The organism is Brevibacterium oceani (assembly GCF_013623835.1).
Lineage (GTDB): Bacteria > Actinomycetota > Actinomycetes > Actinomycetales > Brevibacteriaceae > Brevibacterium > Brevibacterium oceani.
On record NZ_JABKDE010000002.1, the window covers coordinates 369,440 to 383,494 of the forward strand.

Consider the following 14,055-nt stretch of genomic DNA (forward strand, 5'->3'; position numbering starts at 1 on the left):
CGGCCTCGCCTAACACACGCGAGCGTTCGTGCTTGCTCGCGCAGCGGCACCACCCCAGCAGAATCCAGACGACCCACCGGGCAGACACCCGGTGGGTCGCGAGGCCCCGATGCGTTGCACCGCAGCAGGGCCAAAAGCACGAGTCTCAAGTCAAGAAGGAACTCGTACCATGCCCAAGTCTACCGACAGCAACTCGATCAGCGACACCTTTCTCGGCCGCCCACCGCGACTAGACAACAACGGATTCCCCAGTCTTACCGACGACGAGATGATGTTCCTCGTCGACAACGGCCTGATCATCGGCTTGCCGCTCACCCTGTTGCATATGTCGCAGGTCGACGTCGCTCGCGACGTGTACCAGCGTGAGCTCCGAGAGGATCACGCCAAGAAGATCACGGACAACTTCGACCCCTGCCTGTACCGATACCCCATCATCTCTCGTCGGCCCGACGGGAAGATGTACATCATCGACGGACAGCACACCATCACGGCCGCTGCTCGAAAGGGGTACACGTACTTCCGTGCTGTCGTCATCGACGTCGCCGACGTCGAGCGCGAGGCGAAGCTCTTCGAGGCCTACAACACGATGGGCAAGCGCCTCGGACCGCAGGACCTCTACAAGGCCCGCATCGGCTGGAACGACCCGATCTCCACGCGCATCGAATCCGTCTACGCAGAGTTCGGGTTCACCGGGCTCGGCAATCGGTTGCACTCGATCCGCGCCATCACGGAGACGTACAAGATCTACCCGAAGAGCAACAAGCCCTATACCAAGCAGAACCTGGACGACAGCGACGACGTGCTTCGGTGGGTGCTCACCTCAGGGCTGTCTCTGAACCTCAAGACCACGCGAGCTAGCGAGGTCTATAACCGGGCGAAGCTCAGGGCCTTCAAGTGGATCCGGCAGCACGCCCTCGTGGTGCCGGACGCAGCAGTCGTCGGGGCCATCATGGGCGAGACCAGCACCGACTTCATCGATCGCGTGATCGCGAACAAGGGCGGTGAACAGGAGATCGTCCCGGCCATGCTGTTGATCGACTGGATCAACGGACAAGCGGGAGGTCGCTCGAAACTCATCGATGTCGATCCCCTGTACTGGGAAGAACTCGCCAAGTATCGGAACAAGGCACTCTATCTGCCCGGTGGGACCAGCAAGCTCATCCAAGCCGTCTGAACTACGAGTGACACCGACTCGCGACTGAAAGACGAGCGAAAGGCGCGCGAGTCGTGTAGAGTGGTTCGAGACAGAGCACTCCACAGGATGTCGGAAGGAGCACGGACATGAGCATCCGCATCGCATGCACGACCTCATCGCAGGTCCTCGATGCCGCCATGCCCGGGTTCCAGACGAGGAATCACGGCTGGTCCAAGCCGTACCCCGTCGATCCGATGCCCACGCTCCCCACGTAGAGAACACTTCCCCGTTCTCGCGCACAGAGGAGGAGCCGTCGCCATCGGATCGCACGATCCAAGGCGGCGGCTCCTTCGTCGTCTATGGGTGAGGCCGACTGGTCGAGGCAGCGGTCTCCAAAACCGCCGACAGGGAGTTCGATTCTCCCCACCCATGCGCAACGCCCCGGCGAGAGCCGAGTGGCGCAGATCCTTGACAACTCAACAGCGGATGTCATTCGCACCGGACTCCCACCAGCGGGACCCGGTGCCACTGGGCGGTCGCATAGCGGCTATTGCACCTGACTGTAAATCAGGCGTCTCCGGACTTCGCGGGTTCGAGTCCCGCCCGCCCAACCACGAGAGCCCTCGGCTCTCACGACCGGATGTAGCTCAGTAGGGAGAGCGCCCGCTTTGGGAGCGGGAAGTCGCAGGTTCGAGCCCTGCTATCCGGACGAGACCGCGCGAAGCGCAGCATCGGGTTACTTCTTCTGGTGAATCGACACCCGAAGCAATCTGATCTCGCGCGGTCCGCATGCGCCTCTAGCTCAGCCGGCAGAGCACTCGGCTCTTAACCGAGGGGTCCTGGGTTCGATCCCCAGGGGGCGCACTCGCTCGTCGAAGCGCAGCATCGAGTTACTTCACTTCCACTGAAACGATCACTCGACGCGACTCAATCTCGACGAGCCCTCCGCTTCTCGCCGTGGCGACCTACCCGCCGTGAGCGTCGGACAGGGCTTTGCCTGTGACGATCCTGCCCAGCTGACGCGACGCCTCCTCTGAGTCCCTGCAGCTGTTCGGGCACACCAGCGTCGCGAACAGCCTCAGGGCCATGACGACCTTGGCGAGGTCAGGTACGGCCAGACCGTCCGTCAACTTCGTGCTGAACTCGGCAATGGAGGTCACGATGATCGTCCTGCACGGCGAGGACGCCAGGAGGCCCCCAGCATTGTCCAGGGCCGACCCCACGATCGCCTTGACCGCCTGCTGAGCGAGGCTGTCCGGCGCATTCTGCTCCAGGAACTGTGCAGCACTGTTGAAGAGCTCGCACAGGAGGTGGGACGACCGCCGCTTGCCGTCGACAGCATCGATCACATCCCAAGCGGCTGTGTTGAGGATGTCGATGAGCTCATCGCTCCTGTCATCGCTCAAGCCCAGTCGGACCAGAATCTCGACCTGCTTGTCGCCATCGATCTGACGCGCCGCCTGCGACGGCGGCACCACCGCAGGAGTGGGCGATGGCGGGTGCGACCTGCTGACCGCCCCGACCGACGAGCCGGCGGAATACATTCCGATGCCGCCGTGATTCACTGGGCATTTGGCAGCTGCCGTCGGACTCCGATGTCCACGGATCGGTGCTGTACAACCTGCCATTCTGATCCCCCTTGATCGACTGCTTTCCGCGCATTCTACCGAAAGCGCGCCACAACAGACCTTCTCCCCATTCCTATCGACGCACCTATAACTCCTCGCTGAAGCGAAGCATCGGGCTACTTCTGGAACAAGCCTCCCGATGCACCTGGATCTCAGCGAGCACACTTCATCAGAGCCGACCAGGCGGCACTCACCCCCAACCATGACAAGGAGAACCGCCATGGCTCGATACAACCGCAACACCACCACGAACGCCCCACGCACCGCAGTGAGCACGGTCTCCCGCGACACGGCAGCGCCGGACGCTCTGACCTTCGAGGGCGGTGCAGGCTGGCTGCGTGAGGCCCAGGCCGAGCTGTTCCTCGCCGCAGTCACCGACCTCAACGAGGACCTCTTCTACGAGAGCGCCGGCGACCGCGCCGAGCGCATCGAGCGCCTCGTCGCCGGGGTGGCCGTGAGCGATCCGACCTGGGTGCTCGGCCTCGTCGGCTGGCTGCGCCGCACGGCGGGTCTGCGGTCTTCGGCGGTCAACGTCGCCGTCGCCGCGGCCCACGCACGCTTCGTCGCTCAGGCCGCCGGTCACACCCGAAAGATCGTCGACGCGGCGATCGCCCGGGCCGACGAGCCCGCCGAACTGCTGGCCTGCTGGATCGCCCGGTACGGCCGCTCGATCCCGATCGCCGTCAAGCGCGGCGTCGGCGACGGCGCGGTGCGCACCTGGAACGAGGCCAGCGTGCTGAAGTGGCGCGGCAAGGGTTCCCGCGGCGACGTGGGCATGCGCGACGTGCTCAACCTCGTCCACCCGAGCCCGAAGGACGCCCGGCAGGGCGCGCTGTTCGAGGCGATCCTCACCGAGGCCTACGGTCGAGAGGCGGTCCTCGACGACCTGCTCATCATGCGCGCCCGCAGGGACTTCCTGGCGCTCGGCCGCGGCGAGCAGCTCTCGACGCTGCTCGAGGACGGCTCGACGATCCGCCGCGACGCCGCTCTCACCCACGAGGTGATCGCCGGAGCGCTCGGCACCATCCCGGGCGAGGTCTGGGAGGAGCTGGTCGACTCGATGGGCTACACGGCCCTGATGATGAACCTGCGGCGCATCGTCGAGTCGGGCGTCAGCGCCGAGGTCGTCCGAGAGGTCTCCGACCGCCTGGCCGACCCGGACGAGGTCCGCCGCTCCGGCGTCATGCCGGTGCGACTGCTCTCGGCCTACCGGAACGCGCCGCTGGAGTTCGCTCCGGCGCTGCAGAAGGCCATGGAGGTCTCGACCGAGAACGTCCCGGCCCTGAAGGGCCGCACGCTCGTGCTGGTCGACTGCTCGGGATCGATGAGCTACCCGCTCTCCGAGCGAGGCACGCTCACCCGCATGGACGCGGCCTCCGTCTTCGGTGCGGCCCTGGCCCTGCGGGGTGAGGACGTCACGCTGGTGCGCTTCGGCTCGGATTCCGAGGAAGTCGCGCACCGCCGCGGCGACGGCGTGCTCCGCCTCGCCGACCGGATGCCGTCCGACATGGGCGGCACGAACACCCGCGGGGCCGTCGACCGGCACTACGCCGGCCACGACCGGGTCATCGTCCTCACCGACGAGCAGGCGGGCTTTTCGGGCTACTACGGCCGCGGCGACGTCTTCGCGTCCGTACCGGAGAAGGTGCACGCCTTCACCTGGAACCTCGCGGGCTACCGCGCCGGCCACGCCCCCTCGGGAGCGCACCGGCACGCGTTCGGCGGCCTGTCCGACGCCAGCTTCGACCTGGTCGAGCGCGTCGAGCACGGCTTCGCCGGGGCGTGGCCCTGGGAGTGATCATCTCCCGATCCGCCCGTCGGCGCTGCAGCGATCCTGCGGCGTCGACGGGCGCGAGCCGGACTAGCTCAGCGGTGAGAGCGCCGACCTGATACGTCGGAGGCCCCTGGTTCGATCCCAGGGTTCGGCACGACGGCGACGAGCCGTTTCGCGAGCATCGTACAGAGGCCCAGTACCTCTGCCTTCCAAGCAGATGACGCCGGTTCGAATCCGGCTGCTCGCTCGACGCCCGCCGGGAGCGCGATCCCGGCACCTGGTCCTGTGGAGGAGCGGAGTCCTCGTCTGCCCGTCACGCAGAAGATCGCCGGTTCGAACCCGGTCAGGACCGCGAGGACGCCCTGACGTCCTGCATGGAGAGTGACTCCCCAGCGGTGGGGAGCCGGCCTCGAAAACCGGGCGAGGGAGCGATCCCCAGCAGTTCGACTCTGTCTCTCTCCGCTCATTCCCCCGAAGCACACCAGGCGAGTGCGCCGCCCTGTTAAGGCGGAGACAGGTTGGTTCGAGTCCAGCCGGGGGAGCGAGACGGCGCGCGGCGCGATCGTCTTCGATCGGAGGTTGCACCTCTGATCGGTTCAAAGCTCGGACCCATGGGACGCCTTGGGCCCCGCAGCCACGCCGCATTCCGCTCCGATAGCTCAGTCGGCCAGAGCGCTCGTTTCGTAATCGAGAAGTCGCGGGTTCGAATCCCGCTCGGAGCTCGACGGCCCGCAGCGCGCCGCAAGCGCTGCATGGAGAGTTGGCAGAGCGGCAATGCAGCGCCTTGCTAAGGCGTCGTCCCTGACGGGGCGCGCGGGTTCGATCCCCGCACTCTCCGCTCGCGCTGGATAGCTCAGTCGGAAGAGCAGCGGCCTCATGAGCCGAGGGTCGGTGGTTCGAGCCCACCTCCAGCGACGGGTGCGGCACGGGGCTGAAAACCTCGGGTGCGCACCAAGAAGAGACCGAGCCGGATGGCCCCGGCGACGTCTCGACCTGCGGAGCGGCCATGCTCCGTTGATCCCCCGTCGTCCAACGGCAGGACGCCTGGCTCTGGACCAGGAGACCGAGGTTCGAATCCTTGCGGGGGAGCGGGATGCAGCGACTGCTGCATCACATGGTGGCTGTAGCTCAGCTGGCAGAGCGCCTGAATGTGGCTCAGGAGGTCGCCGGTTCAACCCCGGTCAGTCACCCGGGACGCCGCACGTCGTCACCCACGTGCACCCGCCCGCATGGCGCAACGGACAGCGCACCGGCTTGCGAAGCCGGAGGCTGCAGGTTCGAGTCCTGCTGCGGGCACGATTCGCGAGAAGCGAAGAGGACGGCTACTTCCACTGCTAATGGGGAGGCTGCGGGTTCGAGTCCCGTCTGGCCAGCGGCCAGTAGCTCAATCGGCAGAGCGCCTATGTTCCGTCCTCGACCAGATCTCTCGCGAGTCCTCGTCCTTGAAGCTCAGGTGGCAGAGCGCCCGGCTGAAGACCGGGAGGTGCAGGTTCGACGCCTGCCGAGGACACGGCTCCATCGTCTAGCCCGGTCCAGGACAGGAGATTCTCAATCTCCCGACACCGGTTCGAATCCGGTTGGAGTCACCAGGCCCGCATAGCTCAGTGGATCAGAGCGCCCGCCTCCGGAGCGGGAGGCCGCAGGTTCGAGTCCTGCTGCGGGCGCTCGTCCACCCGACCACCCATGACCGGCCCTCGAAGCTCAACGGACCGAGCAGCGGTCTCCTACACCGACGGATGCGGGTTCGAATCCCGCCGAGGGCGCACATCCACACCTGGCGAGCTGGCCGAGCGGCAGAGGCTGCGGGCCGCAACCCCGTGCAGACCGGTTCGACTCCGGTGCTCGCCTCCACCCATGACATCCGCTGCTGAGTCGTCGTCCACGACAGCCCTGCAGGCCACCCATCGAAGAGAAAGAGCGAGACCATGCGAATACGCAGCCGTGGCGCGTCCGTCGCCGTGCTCAACGCGTCCTTCGAGCCGCTGGGCATCGTGACCCTGCACCGGGCGATGGTCTTCCTCGCCCGTGAGCGCGCCACGGTCATCGAGGCGGTGCCGGACGCCTACGTCCAGACCGCCGGCGACCGAGTCTTCAACATGCCGCGGGTCATCGCCTTCCGCGACATGGTCAGGTCCGTCTCCGCGTACTCGCCTATGCCGTGGTCCCGCCGCGGTCTGCTGGTCCGCGACGAGCACCGCTGCGCCTACTGCGGCGCTGCGGGCGCTGCCACGGTCGACCACGTCCTGCCCCGTTCCCGCGGCGGCCGGAACGCCTGGCTGAACACCGTGGCCGCCTGCGGTCCGTGCAACGGACGAAAGGCCGACCGCACGCCTGAAGAGGCAGGCATGGAGCTGCTCTGGCAGCCCCGCGAGGTCACTCGCCGAGACACGCTCGTCGTCGGCATCGCCCAGCTCGGAGCCGACCTCGAGGCCATCGGCCTGGCAGTCTGACTCGGCTTCTCAGCGCCCCGTCGACTGCATCCGCAGATGCGACGGGGCGCTGTCGTCGTTCGGAGCCCTACGTCCTCCAGCGCAGGAGGCGGGTGCTGGGGGGGCGGGGAGGGCCCGGCGGAGCCGGTCCGGAAGCAGTGGTGACGAAGAACATCACCGCTCACACGGAGGTCGCCATGTCCTGCCCCAACTGCACCTGCACCCACGACGCCGACGTCGAGATGGAGTCCAGTGCCCGCAGCGTCCGTCAGCGGGGGAGCATCACCTACACCTGCTCGGTGTGCGGCTACGCCGAGACCCGGGCCTGAGCGACGGGAACGCCATGATCACCATCGCTCCCGTTCAGTCCGGTCGCCACCTGGAGATCACTCTCAACCGGGACGTGCTCGAGGACGAGCAGGCACTGGACGCCGTGCTGAAGAGCCTCGGCAAGAGCCGGTACGAGTCGCACCGCGCGATCGCGGCGCAGATCGAGGCTCAGCTCGCCTCTCCGTTGCCGCTGATCCGCTTCAGTCTCAACCCCTCCGCGGCCGCCCGCATCGAGAACTCGCTGCGGTTCCGCCTCGAGGCCCGCGGGAAGTACCGCGACTGGGGTCAGGTCGACCTCCACCAGAAGCTGTGCCGAGTCCTCGGCATGCACCGTCCGTCGGTCTTCGCCTGAGGCGCAGGACCGGCACCACAGACCGACTCCGACCGCCGTCACGACGACAGCCGCGCCAGTGCTGCGAGGCGTCCGAGCCGCGTTCGATCCGCGAGAAGCAGCTGCACGCGCAGCCACGCCGCAATGGACGAGCGCGCCGGCCTCCCGCCAGCGAGAGCACCGCGGCGGCGGTCGGGGTCACCCCCTTTTTTCACCAGCACCGAGGAGGCACCCATGACCATCGAGACGTACTTGCGCACCAACGACGAGACCGTCCTCTTCCTGGCCGAGTACGGCTCACGGGCGTACGGCACCGCAACCGATGCCAGCGACCACGACCTCATGGGTATCTACCTCGAGTCCGACGACCAGATCTACGGACTCGCCGAGGCAAAGACGAAGCAGACCGACCTCGGCCGACGCTCCACCTCCGCCGACACGGATGTCACGCTGCACCCGCTGCGCAAGTACGTCTCGCTGGCGGCGAAGGGCAACCCCACGGTGCTCTCGCTGCTGTGGAGCCCGGAGCACCTCGTCGAGACGACTTCAGCGGCCGCTCGGCTGCTCATCGAGAACCGCTCGCTGTTCGTCACCAAGCAGGCGATCGCCTCGCACATGGGCTATGCGCTCAGCCAGCGCAAGGCGCTGACCGGGGAGCGGTCCAAGCGCACGAACCGGCCCGAGCTGGTCGAGAAGCACGGCTACGACACGAAGTTCGCCGGGCACCTGCTCCGGCTGCTCATCCAAGGCGTCGCCCTCGTCGAGACCGGCGGCTACGAGCTGCCGATGCCGCGGGGCCAGCGCGCGCTGGTCACGGCCACGCGGGCCGGCGAACTGAGCCTGGAGGACGTCCTGGATCGGGCAGACGCCCTCACCGAGAAGCTGCGCAGCCTCGACGAGGAGTGCGGCCTGCCGAAGCGGCCCGACACGGACCGCGTCGACGCGCTGCTGAAGGACCTCCGGCAGACGGCGCTCGACGAGGGCCGACCCACCGACGACCGACCCCACCGAGAAGGACTGAGCCCTTGACCCAGACCCCCGTCCCCATCGACCTCGAGACCACCGGGCTGCACCCGGCCGACGACGCCATCCTCGAGTTCGCCATGCTGCTGGTCGACCGCGACCTCGACGTCGTGGCCGACTTCGGCAACCGCGTGGTCTTCCAGCCCGAGGACGTTCTCGAGGCCCGGATGAACGACTACGTGCGCCGGATGCACACCGACAACGGCCTGCTCGAGGCCGTGCGGGAGTCCGATCTTCGTCTCGACGCCGTCGATGAAGAGGCCGCCGACTGGCTTCACGAGCACGGCGTCGCCGGAGACGGCGCGGGCATCGTGCTCGGCTCCAGCTGTCGCCTCGACCTCTACATGATCGAGCTGCAGATGCCGCGCCTCGCCCGCCTGCTCACCCACCGGATGATCGACGTCTCCGGCGTCCGCGAGAGCCTGAACCTCTACCTCCCGGGCCTGGAACTCGCCGACGACGCGCGCATCCACGAGCACGTGCCCGCGGGCGAGGGAGCGACCAGCCACCGTGCGCACGACGACATCCGCTGGACGCTCGGCGAGGCACGATGCCAGCGCGAGACGCTCCGAGGCCTCATCCGGCCCTGATCCGCCGCGTCTCGGTGAACCCGGTCGACGCAGCAGACGCTGCTCGGCCGGGCGCTCCGCCGCGCGCACTTCCTTCCCCAATCAGCCCAGGAGGGCACTATGACCGACATCATCACCAACGCCCTGATCGACCTGGCCCTTGACGGCAAGGTCTCCGACCTTACTTTCGCAGAGAGCCATGGCCGTCATCTCGCGGTCGCCGGCAAGAGCGCGCGCCTGCTGCGCCCCGGCGATGTCGTCGCCGTCCGGGACCTCGCAGAGGACGGCATCGGCACTGCACGAGTGAAGACCGTCATGGACTCCCGCGCCCCGGAGCACGCCGGCGACGTCTGGGTGCTCACCGAAGACACCGCCCACCGGATCCCCGGATCGCGATTGCTCGTCGTCCAACCGCCGCGTGGGTAGAAACCCGCGCCGACACCGATCGAAGGAGATCGCCATGAACCGATGGGAGCTCGCCTGGTTCCGCATGTGCCGCAGGCATGGGGCCGACTCACGAGACACCAGCACCCCTCGTCCCAGAACGCCGATGAGCGAGATCGCGTTCTGGGCCGTCAAGGCACCGCTGCGGGTGCTGTGCGCAGTCAGCTCGCGACGCACCACGAAGACCTGACCCGCCGCACCGACGCCGCCGATTGCAGAAGGACCGCACATGACCAGCACCGCTTCAGCCGCACCACTGACCGACGTCGCCGTCGGGGACATCGTCTCCGTGGCCCGCGTGCTCGACCACCCAGCCTGGAAGAACCAGCGCGGCGTCGCCGAAGACCTCGGCGACTGCGCCGTCATCGACGTCAGGCACGTCCCGGCGATCCCGGGACCATGGGGCGCGCGCGAGGCCAAGACCCTCATCCGGGCCCACGGCGGGTTCTGGTACGACGCCGCGACGGGCCTGCAGGAGAACTCCGGGGCGACCAGGATCGAACCTGCCGACAGGAAGGTCGGCTGACCTCGCCTTCGCCCCAGGGCGATCGGCGCAGCCGATCCGGGGTGGTGGGGGACACCAGACCATCACCAGCAGAAGGAGGGCTCGTCATGGACGCTCTTCGCGAACGGATCCTCCGCGCGCTCCGGGGACTGCTCGTCCTCGCCGTCATCGGCGCGTTCACCATCAACGTCCTCGTCGTTGTGGCCATGATCGGATCGAGCGTGTGGACCGGCTACGCTCTGCCATCGATCGTCATCATCGGCTTCAGCGCCGCCGTCTGGGTGCCGGTCGCTCTCTACGTCCGCAAGCGTCGCAGTACCTCGCGCACGGCCCAGGAGGACGAAGAGCACGAGTCGGAAAAGGACCTCGGTCCCATCCGCATCTCGCGTTGAACCGGACTCGGTGGAGCGCCACCGTTCCCTCGTCTCCCCGCGGCTCAGCCCATGCTGACCGCGGGGATTCCTCATGCCTGCGTTCGCACACCCCGACGGTAGACTGAGGCCATGACAAAACCGCACGCCACGGCCGGCGTCTGACGTCTGTTCGTCATCGAGCTCGAGGCCGAGCGCCCTCCCCGCGCCGTGATGGGCAAGGCCTTCAGCGTGCTCGGCGCGCCGAGCACCGACCCGTTCGCCGAGCGACCGCGCTGCGATGCCCCGACCACGACCACCACGCACCGAGGAGCGCACACCATGCACGACGACGCGCTCTACTACGCCGACCAGTCCGACTGGTCGCCCCTGGACTACCAGGGTCTGTGGCGCTACCTCAACCGTCTGTTCCAGACACTGGGACCCGCGCCGAGCAAGACCAACGCCATCGACCCGGCCAGCCTGTCGGCACAGATCCAGGCCCGCCGCACCGGCAGGCGCGACGACGAGCTGGCAGCGATGGACCTGAACCGCATGAGCCACGAGACGACGTACCTGATGAAGCACATGCTCATCCGCACCGGACGCCTCGAGATGGCGACCCGGCGCTTCCCGAACCTCGCGGGCCTCCACGAGGTCGGCGAACTGGAGCGCCCGCTCTACCTCGACGACCAGCCGACGTTCGTCCACGACTACTACACGCGGGTCGGCATCTACCTGTAGACCGCTCGAGGGCGACGCTCTCGCACCGCGGCGCGTCGGGCTCCTCCTCCATCGATCACATGTTCGACAATGGAAGAAGTTCCTCGCACAACATCACGAAAAGGAGAGCCATGCCCGACGCCGCAGCACCGAAGTCCTCCGCAGGGGAGAGGCCGCTGATCTGGATCAGCTGGATCGGAGGCGCGCTCTGCCTCATCCTCGCTCTGCTCATCACCCACCTCGTCCTCAGGATCGTGCTCCTGGCCGTCGGCGTCGCCGTGCTCGTCGTGGCGATCGCCGTCACGACCAGGCGCGTCAGGAGGCGACGGGCCGACGAGCCCGGCGGCGCGACCGCGCCATGACCTGAGCACCAGACACCACCCCAGAGAGCAAAGCCCTCGGCCATTCGGCCGGGGGCTTTCTTCATGCCGTCGTCATTTACTCGCTCTCTCGACTGGGCGAGGATAGGGCGTGAGTGACCCACTCGCATATGAGTCGAAAGAGTATTAATCATGACCCACAGCGCTGACCGCAGACCCGTCGGGGACTTTGACCATGCCCTGTCCCTGCTCGACCACGAGCTGGAGGGACTGGAGCTCGACGAGCCCATCCAGATCCGAGCCATCGGCGGCTATGCCCTCCTCAAGCACGGCATCCGCGAGGACGAACGGGCACTGACCGTCGACATCGACACGATGACCCGGGACTACTCCGCCGCCGTGCAGGACGCCATCGCGACGGTCGCCGAGCGGACAGGACTGGCGAAGGACTGGCTGAACAACGACAACCTCGGAGGCAACGACCCCGACGAGGTCGCCGCGATCTACGACGCCGAGTGGGAGCCGCAGGACGACGGACTGAAGAACATCGACATGGCGATCGCCTCGGTGCCGACGCTCACGCGAGCGAAGATCATCGCCGCCGACACCGCTCAGTTCTCCGACCGTGACCAGGACGGACCGGACCTCGTGAGGCTCATTGAGCACCAGGGGATCGAGTCCCTGGCGGCCTATCGAGCGAAGTACCCGGACCCGTTCGAGGAGTACCCCGAAGCGGGCGAGCTCATGCAGGGGTACTACGCGCGCAAGAAAGGCGCAGCGGGCCCGAGCACCGCCGAGCGGATGCAGCGCCTGAGCGACGAGGTCGCCGGCCTTGACTGGGGCGACGAGTTCGAGACCGCCGGCTACGACGACTACTACTGAGGAGAACCGTCGAGACCGAGCCCGCAACGAGACCCCGTCGCCGCCGTGGCGTCGGGGTCTCGTCTTTTCCGCTCGTGCCAGGCGGAGCAGGAGGAGAGGGCTCGGCGCAGCCTCGCCGGGATCCGCAGCGACAGCAACGCCGGGCCGACGCCTGCGCCGCGTCCATCTACACAGGAGTCACCGATGAGCATCATCAGCGCACTGCGCTCGGCCCTCGCCGGCCGGCCCGACCAGCATCCAAGCCCGACCAATGAGCAGATCGCCGACTGGCTGCGCACCACGCCGGAGGCGCTGGTAGCGTTCGAGGCCGCCTACAGCGACTTCGAGGACCGGTCCCCGGTGTCCGAGAACTTCTTCGACGTGAACTCGCGGCAGGCCGCGGCCATGTCCCGCGCAGGGAACGGGGCTCGCGCCGAGGCCGACCAGGAGGCCGTGCAGAACATCGTCGACGGCATCGTCGACGCTCTGCGCCACGACCCCGCGGCGCTGGAAGCGGGCCCCGATGCCGAGCGCTCGGACGGGGTCTCCCTCGACGAGGTCATGGCCCTGCCCGAGCGCCTGCGCCCGCAGTTGACCGGCACGCGCGTAGTCCGCGACGCGGCAGAACCGGCCTATCCGGTCCTGGTCGCCGCCCTGGAGCGGGCCCGCCAGGAGCAGGATGATGACCAGCGCGAGCAGCTCCTGCTCGGCATCAACGCCATGCTCGACACCTTCGACCTCGACCCCGTCCTCTACGCGGCGCTGTCGCGCAATCCGACGTCGATGGGCCACTGGCTCGGAGCACTGGAGCGGGCGGTCGCCACGACCGGATTCCTCCGCGTCCCCGAGACGACAGTGCGGCGCGTGCCGCTGCCGATCCTGCAGATGACGAGGCTCGGCTACGGGGAGCTCACGCCCACGACGATGGAGATCATCGACGCCTGGACGCGCGAGGCCTTCGAGCTCGACGAATCGAAGTCCTACTTCATCAGGACCGGGACCTACTCGTCGAAGTTCGACTTCCGCAACGCCCACGTCCACGACCCAGCCGAGGTCCGCGAGATCGGCCGGTACCTGGCCTACATCCAGTTCCAGGCGAACCAGATGGCCTCGCCGCTCAATCAGCCCGGGCCCATCGTCGGCGTCTCGACGACGAATGAGTGGGTCGTGCGCGAGTGGATCGAGGACGAGTCGGGGTCGCCGACCATCTACCACGGCATGCCGCTGCGCACCGAGTTCCGCTGCTTCGTCGACTGCGACGCCGACGAGTTGCTCGCGGTGGCCCCGTACTGGGACCCCGAGGTCATGCTCGAGCGGTTCGAGCAGCGCGCCGATGCCGACGACCCCGACATGCGCCACGACGCGATCGTGTTCCGGGCGCACCTGCCGGTGCTCATGGAGCGCTTCGAGCGGCTCAGGAGCACAGTCGAGCAGGAGGTCGCCGCGATCCTGCCGGCCCTCGAGCTCGAGGGGCAGTGGTCGCTGGACATCATGCTCAACGACGACGCCGGCGAGCAGCTCTACGCCATCGACATGGCACCGGCGGCGTCGTCGGCGCTGTCGCACCACGTGCCCGCCGGGCGGCTGAAGAAGACCTCGGTCGACTGGATGCCGCGACTAACCGCGTAGGAGC

Annotated in this window: 17 protein-coding genes and 19 tRNA genes; 35 read left to right on the forward strand and 1 reads right to left on the reverse strand. The window is 67.6% G+C overall.

Annotated elements, in window-relative coordinates:
* Positions 1-169 precede the first annotated feature (169 nt).
* The 6 genes from HK401_RS04920 (at position 170) to HK401_RS04940 (ending at position 1,999) form a co-directional block, all read left to right on the forward strand.
* The gene (locus HK401_RS04920) at positions 170-1,174 is read left to right on the forward strand and encodes a ParB/RepB/Spo0J family partition protein (protein ID WP_181273555.1); all 1,005 of its coding nucleotides are present in this window, start codon (positions 170-172) and stop codon (positions 1,172-1,174) included.
* A 107-nt stretch (positions 1,175-1,281) separates the two neighbouring features.
* On the forward strand, positions 1,282-1,410 hold the full coding sequence (locus HK401_RS20615) for a hypothetical protein (RefSeq protein ID WP_258234007.1): 129 nt from the start codon (positions 1,282-1,284) through the stop codon (positions 1,408-1,410).
* Positions 1,411-1,494: 84 nt separating this feature from the next.
* Positions 1,495-1,567: transfer RNA gene (locus tag HK401_RS04925), tRNA-Trp, on the forward strand.
* A gap of 97 nt (positions 1,568-1,664) precedes the next feature.
* A tRNA-Tyr gene (locus tag HK401_RS04930) sits at positions 1,665-1,749 on the forward strand.
* 22 nt (positions 1,750-1,771) lie between these two features.
* Positions 1,772-1,844 (forward strand) — tRNA-Pro (locus tag HK401_RS04935).
* Between the two features lie 82 nt (positions 1,845-1,926).
* Positions 1,927-1,999: transfer RNA gene (locus tag HK401_RS04940), tRNA-Lys, on the forward strand.
* Between the two features lie 101 nt (positions 2,000-2,100).
* Here the strand turns inward: HK401_RS04940 and HK401_RS04945 are convergent.
* Complete coding sequence (locus HK401_RS04945; RefSeq protein ID WP_181273556.1) at positions 2,101-2,679, reverse strand: hypothetical protein; 579 nt, start codon at positions 2,677-2,679, stop codon at positions 2,101-2,103.
* 304 nt (positions 2,680-2,983) lie between these two features.
* Here HK401_RS04945 and HK401_RS04950 point away from each other — a divergent pair, with 304 nt between their 5' ends.
* The 29 genes from HK401_RS04950 to HK401_RS05090 all read left to right on the forward strand — a co-directional run bounded on the left by HK401_RS04950 (position 2,984) and on the right by HK401_RS05090 (position 14,051).
* The gene (locus tag HK401_RS04950) at positions 2,984-4,561 is read left to right on the forward strand and encodes a TROVE domain-containing protein (RefSeq protein ID WP_181273557.1); all 1,578 of its coding nucleotides are present in this window, start codon (positions 2,984-2,986) and stop codon (positions 4,559-4,561) included.
* Between the two features lie 57 nt (positions 4,562-4,618).
* Positions 4,619-4,691, forward strand: a tRNA-Ile gene (locus tag HK401_RS04955).
* A 20-nt stretch (positions 4,692-4,711) separates the two neighbouring features.
* Positions 4,712-4,784: transfer RNA gene (locus tag HK401_RS04960), tRNA-Gly, on the forward strand.
* A 32-nt stretch (positions 4,785-4,816) separates the two neighbouring features.
* Positions 4,817-4,889, forward strand: a tRNA-Asp gene (locus HK401_RS04965).
* A 115-nt stretch (positions 4,890-5,004) separates the two neighbouring features.
* A tRNA-Asn gene (locus HK401_RS04970) sits at positions 5,005-5,079 on the forward strand.
* A 106-nt stretch (positions 5,080-5,185) separates the two neighbouring features.
* Positions 5,186-5,259, forward strand: a tRNA-Thr gene (locus tag HK401_RS04975).
* Between the two features lie 32 nt (positions 5,260-5,291).
* Positions 5,292-5,375, forward strand: a tRNA-Ser gene (locus HK401_RS04980).
* Between the two features lie 4 nt (positions 5,376-5,379).
* Positions 5,380-5,452: transfer RNA gene (locus tag HK401_RS04985), tRNA-Met, on the forward strand.
* A 103-nt stretch (positions 5,453-5,555) separates the two neighbouring features.
* A tRNA-Gln gene (locus HK401_RS04990) sits at positions 5,556-5,626 on the forward strand.
* A 28-nt stretch (positions 5,627-5,654) separates the two neighbouring features.
* Positions 5,655-5,727 (forward strand) — tRNA-His (locus HK401_RS04995).
* Between the two features lie 33 nt (positions 5,728-5,760).
* Positions 5,761-5,833: transfer RNA gene (locus HK401_RS05000), tRNA-Arg, on the forward strand.
* A gap of 142 nt (positions 5,834-5,975) precedes the next feature.
* Positions 5,976-6,047, forward strand: a tRNA-Phe gene (locus HK401_RS05005).
* Position 6,048: 1 nt separating this feature from the next.
* A tRNA-Glu gene (locus HK401_RS05010) sits at positions 6,049-6,126 on the forward strand.
* A 1-nt stretch (position 6,127) separates the two neighbouring features.
* Positions 6,128-6,201 (forward strand) — tRNA-Arg (locus tag HK401_RS05015).
* A 26-nt stretch (positions 6,202-6,227) separates the two neighbouring features.
* Positions 6,228-6,300 (forward strand) — tRNA-Arg (locus HK401_RS05020).
* A 13-nt stretch (positions 6,301-6,313) separates the two neighbouring features.
* Positions 6,314-6,388: transfer RNA gene (locus tag HK401_RS05025), tRNA-Cys, on the forward strand.
* Between the two features lie 74 nt (positions 6,389-6,462).
* Entirely contained in the window at positions 6,463-6,987 is a 525-nt protein-coding gene (locus tag HK401_RS05030) for an HNH endonuclease (RefSeq protein ID WP_181273558.1), read from the forward strand.
* Positions 6,988-7,127: 140 nt separating this feature from the next.
* Positions 7,128-7,295 (forward strand): hypothetical protein, encoded by a 168-nt coding sequence (locus HK401_RS05035; RefSeq protein WP_181273559.1) that lies wholly within the window; start codon positions 7,128-7,130, stop codon positions 7,293-7,295.
* A gap of 14 nt (positions 7,296-7,309) precedes the next feature.
* Positions 7,310-7,648, forward strand: coding sequence for a hypothetical protein (locus tag HK401_RS05040; RefSeq protein ID WP_181273560.1), 339 nt, complete (start codon positions 7,310-7,312; stop codon positions 7,646-7,648).
* 213 nt (positions 7,649-7,861) lie between these two features.
* Entirely contained in the window at positions 7,862-8,656 is a 795-nt protein-coding gene (locus tag HK401_RS05045) for a nucleotidyltransferase domain-containing protein (protein WP_181273561.1), read from the forward strand.
* The gene (locus HK401_RS05050) at positions 8,653-9,240 is read left to right on the forward strand and encodes an exonuclease domain-containing protein (RefSeq protein WP_181273562.1); all 588 of its coding nucleotides are present in this window, start codon (positions 8,653-8,655) and stop codon (positions 9,238-9,240) included. The genes HK401_RS05045 and HK401_RS05050 overlap by 4 nt, the downstream gene beginning before the upstream one ends.
* Positions 9,241-9,339: 99 nt before the next feature.
* Positions 9,340-9,645, forward strand: a complete 306-nt coding sequence (locus tag HK401_RS05055) for a hypothetical protein (protein WP_181273563.1) — start codon at positions 9,340-9,342, stop codon at positions 9,643-9,645.
* A gap of 34 nt (positions 9,646-9,679) precedes the next feature.
* Positions 9,680-9,853, forward strand: a complete 174-nt coding sequence (locus HK401_RS05060) for a hypothetical protein (RefSeq protein ID WP_181273564.1) — start codon at positions 9,680-9,682, stop codon at positions 9,851-9,853.
* Between the two features lie 39 nt (positions 9,854-9,892).
* Positions 9,893-10,189, forward strand: a complete 297-nt coding sequence (locus tag HK401_RS05065) for a hypothetical protein (RefSeq protein ID WP_181273565.1) — start codon at positions 9,893-9,895, stop codon at positions 10,187-10,189.
* An 86-nt stretch (positions 10,190-10,275) separates the two neighbouring features.
* Positions 10,276-10,560, forward strand: a complete 285-nt coding sequence (locus HK401_RS05070; RefSeq protein WP_181273566.1) for a hypothetical protein — start codon at positions 10,276-10,278, stop codon at positions 10,558-10,560.
* Positions 10,561-10,752: 192 nt separating this feature from the next.
* Positions 10,753-11,262, forward strand: coding sequence for a hypothetical protein (locus tag HK401_RS05075; RefSeq protein ID WP_181273567.1), 510 nt, complete (start codon positions 10,753-10,755; stop codon positions 11,260-11,262).
* A gap of 110 nt (positions 11,263-11,372) precedes the next feature.
* Entirely contained in the window at positions 11,373-11,603 is a 231-nt protein-coding gene (locus HK401_RS05080) for a hypothetical protein (RefSeq protein ID WP_181273568.1), read from the forward strand.
* Positions 11,604-11,753: 150 nt separating this feature from the next.
* Complete coding sequence (locus HK401_RS05085; RefSeq protein ID WP_181273569.1) at positions 11,754-12,443, forward strand: hypothetical protein; 690 nt, start codon at positions 11,754-11,756, stop codon at positions 12,441-12,443.
* A gap of 183 nt (positions 12,444-12,626) precedes the next feature.
* Positions 12,627-14,051 (forward strand): hypothetical protein, encoded by a 1,425-nt coding sequence (locus HK401_RS05090; protein ID WP_181273570.1) that lies wholly within the window; start codon positions 12,627-12,629, stop codon positions 14,049-14,051.
* Positions 14,052-14,055 lie beyond the last annotated feature (4 nt).

Excerpts from the sequence above, each read along its gene's own strand:
- HK401_RS04920 (WP_181273555.1), top strand. The coding sequence starts at position 170 with ATGCCCAAGTCTACCGACAGCAACTCGATCAGCGACACCTTTCTCGGC.
- HK401_RS20615 (WP_258234007.1), top strand. The coding sequence starts at position 1,282 with ATGAGCATCCGCATCGCATGCACGACCTCATCGCAGGTCCTCGATGCC.
- HK401_RS04945 (WP_181273556.1), bottom strand. The coding sequence starts at position 2,679 with ATGTATTCCGCCGGCTCGTCGGTCGGGGCGGTCAGCAGGTCGCACCCG.
- HK401_RS04950 (WP_181273557.1), top strand. The coding sequence starts at position 2,984 with ATGGCTCGATACAACCGCAACACCACCACGAACGCCCCACGCACCGCA.
- HK401_RS05030 (WP_181273558.1), top strand. The coding sequence starts at position 6,463 with ATGCGAATACGCAGCCGTGGCGCGTCCGTCGCCGTGCTCAACGCGTCC.
- HK401_RS05040 (WP_181273560.1), top strand. The coding sequence starts at position 7,310 with ATGATCACCATCGCTCCCGTTCAGTCCGGTCGCCACCTGGAGATCACT.
- HK401_RS05045 (WP_181273561.1), top strand. The coding sequence starts at position 7,862 with ATGACCATCGAGACGTACTTGCGCACCAACGACGAGACCGTCCTCTTC.
- HK401_RS05055 (WP_181273563.1), top strand. The coding sequence starts at position 9,340 with ATGACCGACATCATCACCAACGCCCTGATCGACCTGGCCCTTGACGGC.
- HK401_RS05060 (WP_181273564.1), top strand. The coding sequence starts at position 9,680 with ATGAACCGATGGGAGCTCGCCTGGTTCCGCATGTGCCGCAGGCATGGG.
- HK401_RS05065 (WP_181273565.1), top strand. The coding sequence starts at position 9,893 with ATGACCAGCACCGCTTCAGCCGCACCACTGACCGACGTCGCCGTCGGG.
- HK401_RS05070 (WP_181273566.1), top strand. The coding sequence starts at position 10,276 with ATGGACGCTCTTCGCGAACGGATCCTCCGCGCGCTCCGGGGACTGCTC.
- HK401_RS05075 (WP_181273567.1), top strand. The coding sequence starts at position 10,753 with ATGGGCAAGGCCTTCAGCGTGCTCGGCGCGCCGAGCACCGACCCGTTC.
- HK401_RS05080 (WP_181273568.1), top strand. The coding sequence starts at position 11,373 with ATGCCCGACGCCGCAGCACCGAAGTCCTCCGCAGGGGAGAGGCCGCTG.
- HK401_RS05085 (WP_181273569.1), top strand. The coding sequence starts at position 11,754 with ATGACCCACAGCGCTGACCGCAGACCCGTCGGGGACTTTGACCATGCC.
- HK401_RS05090 (WP_181273570.1), top strand. The coding sequence starts at position 12,627 with ATGAGCATCATCAGCGCACTGCGCTCGGCCCTCGCCGGCCGGCCCGAC.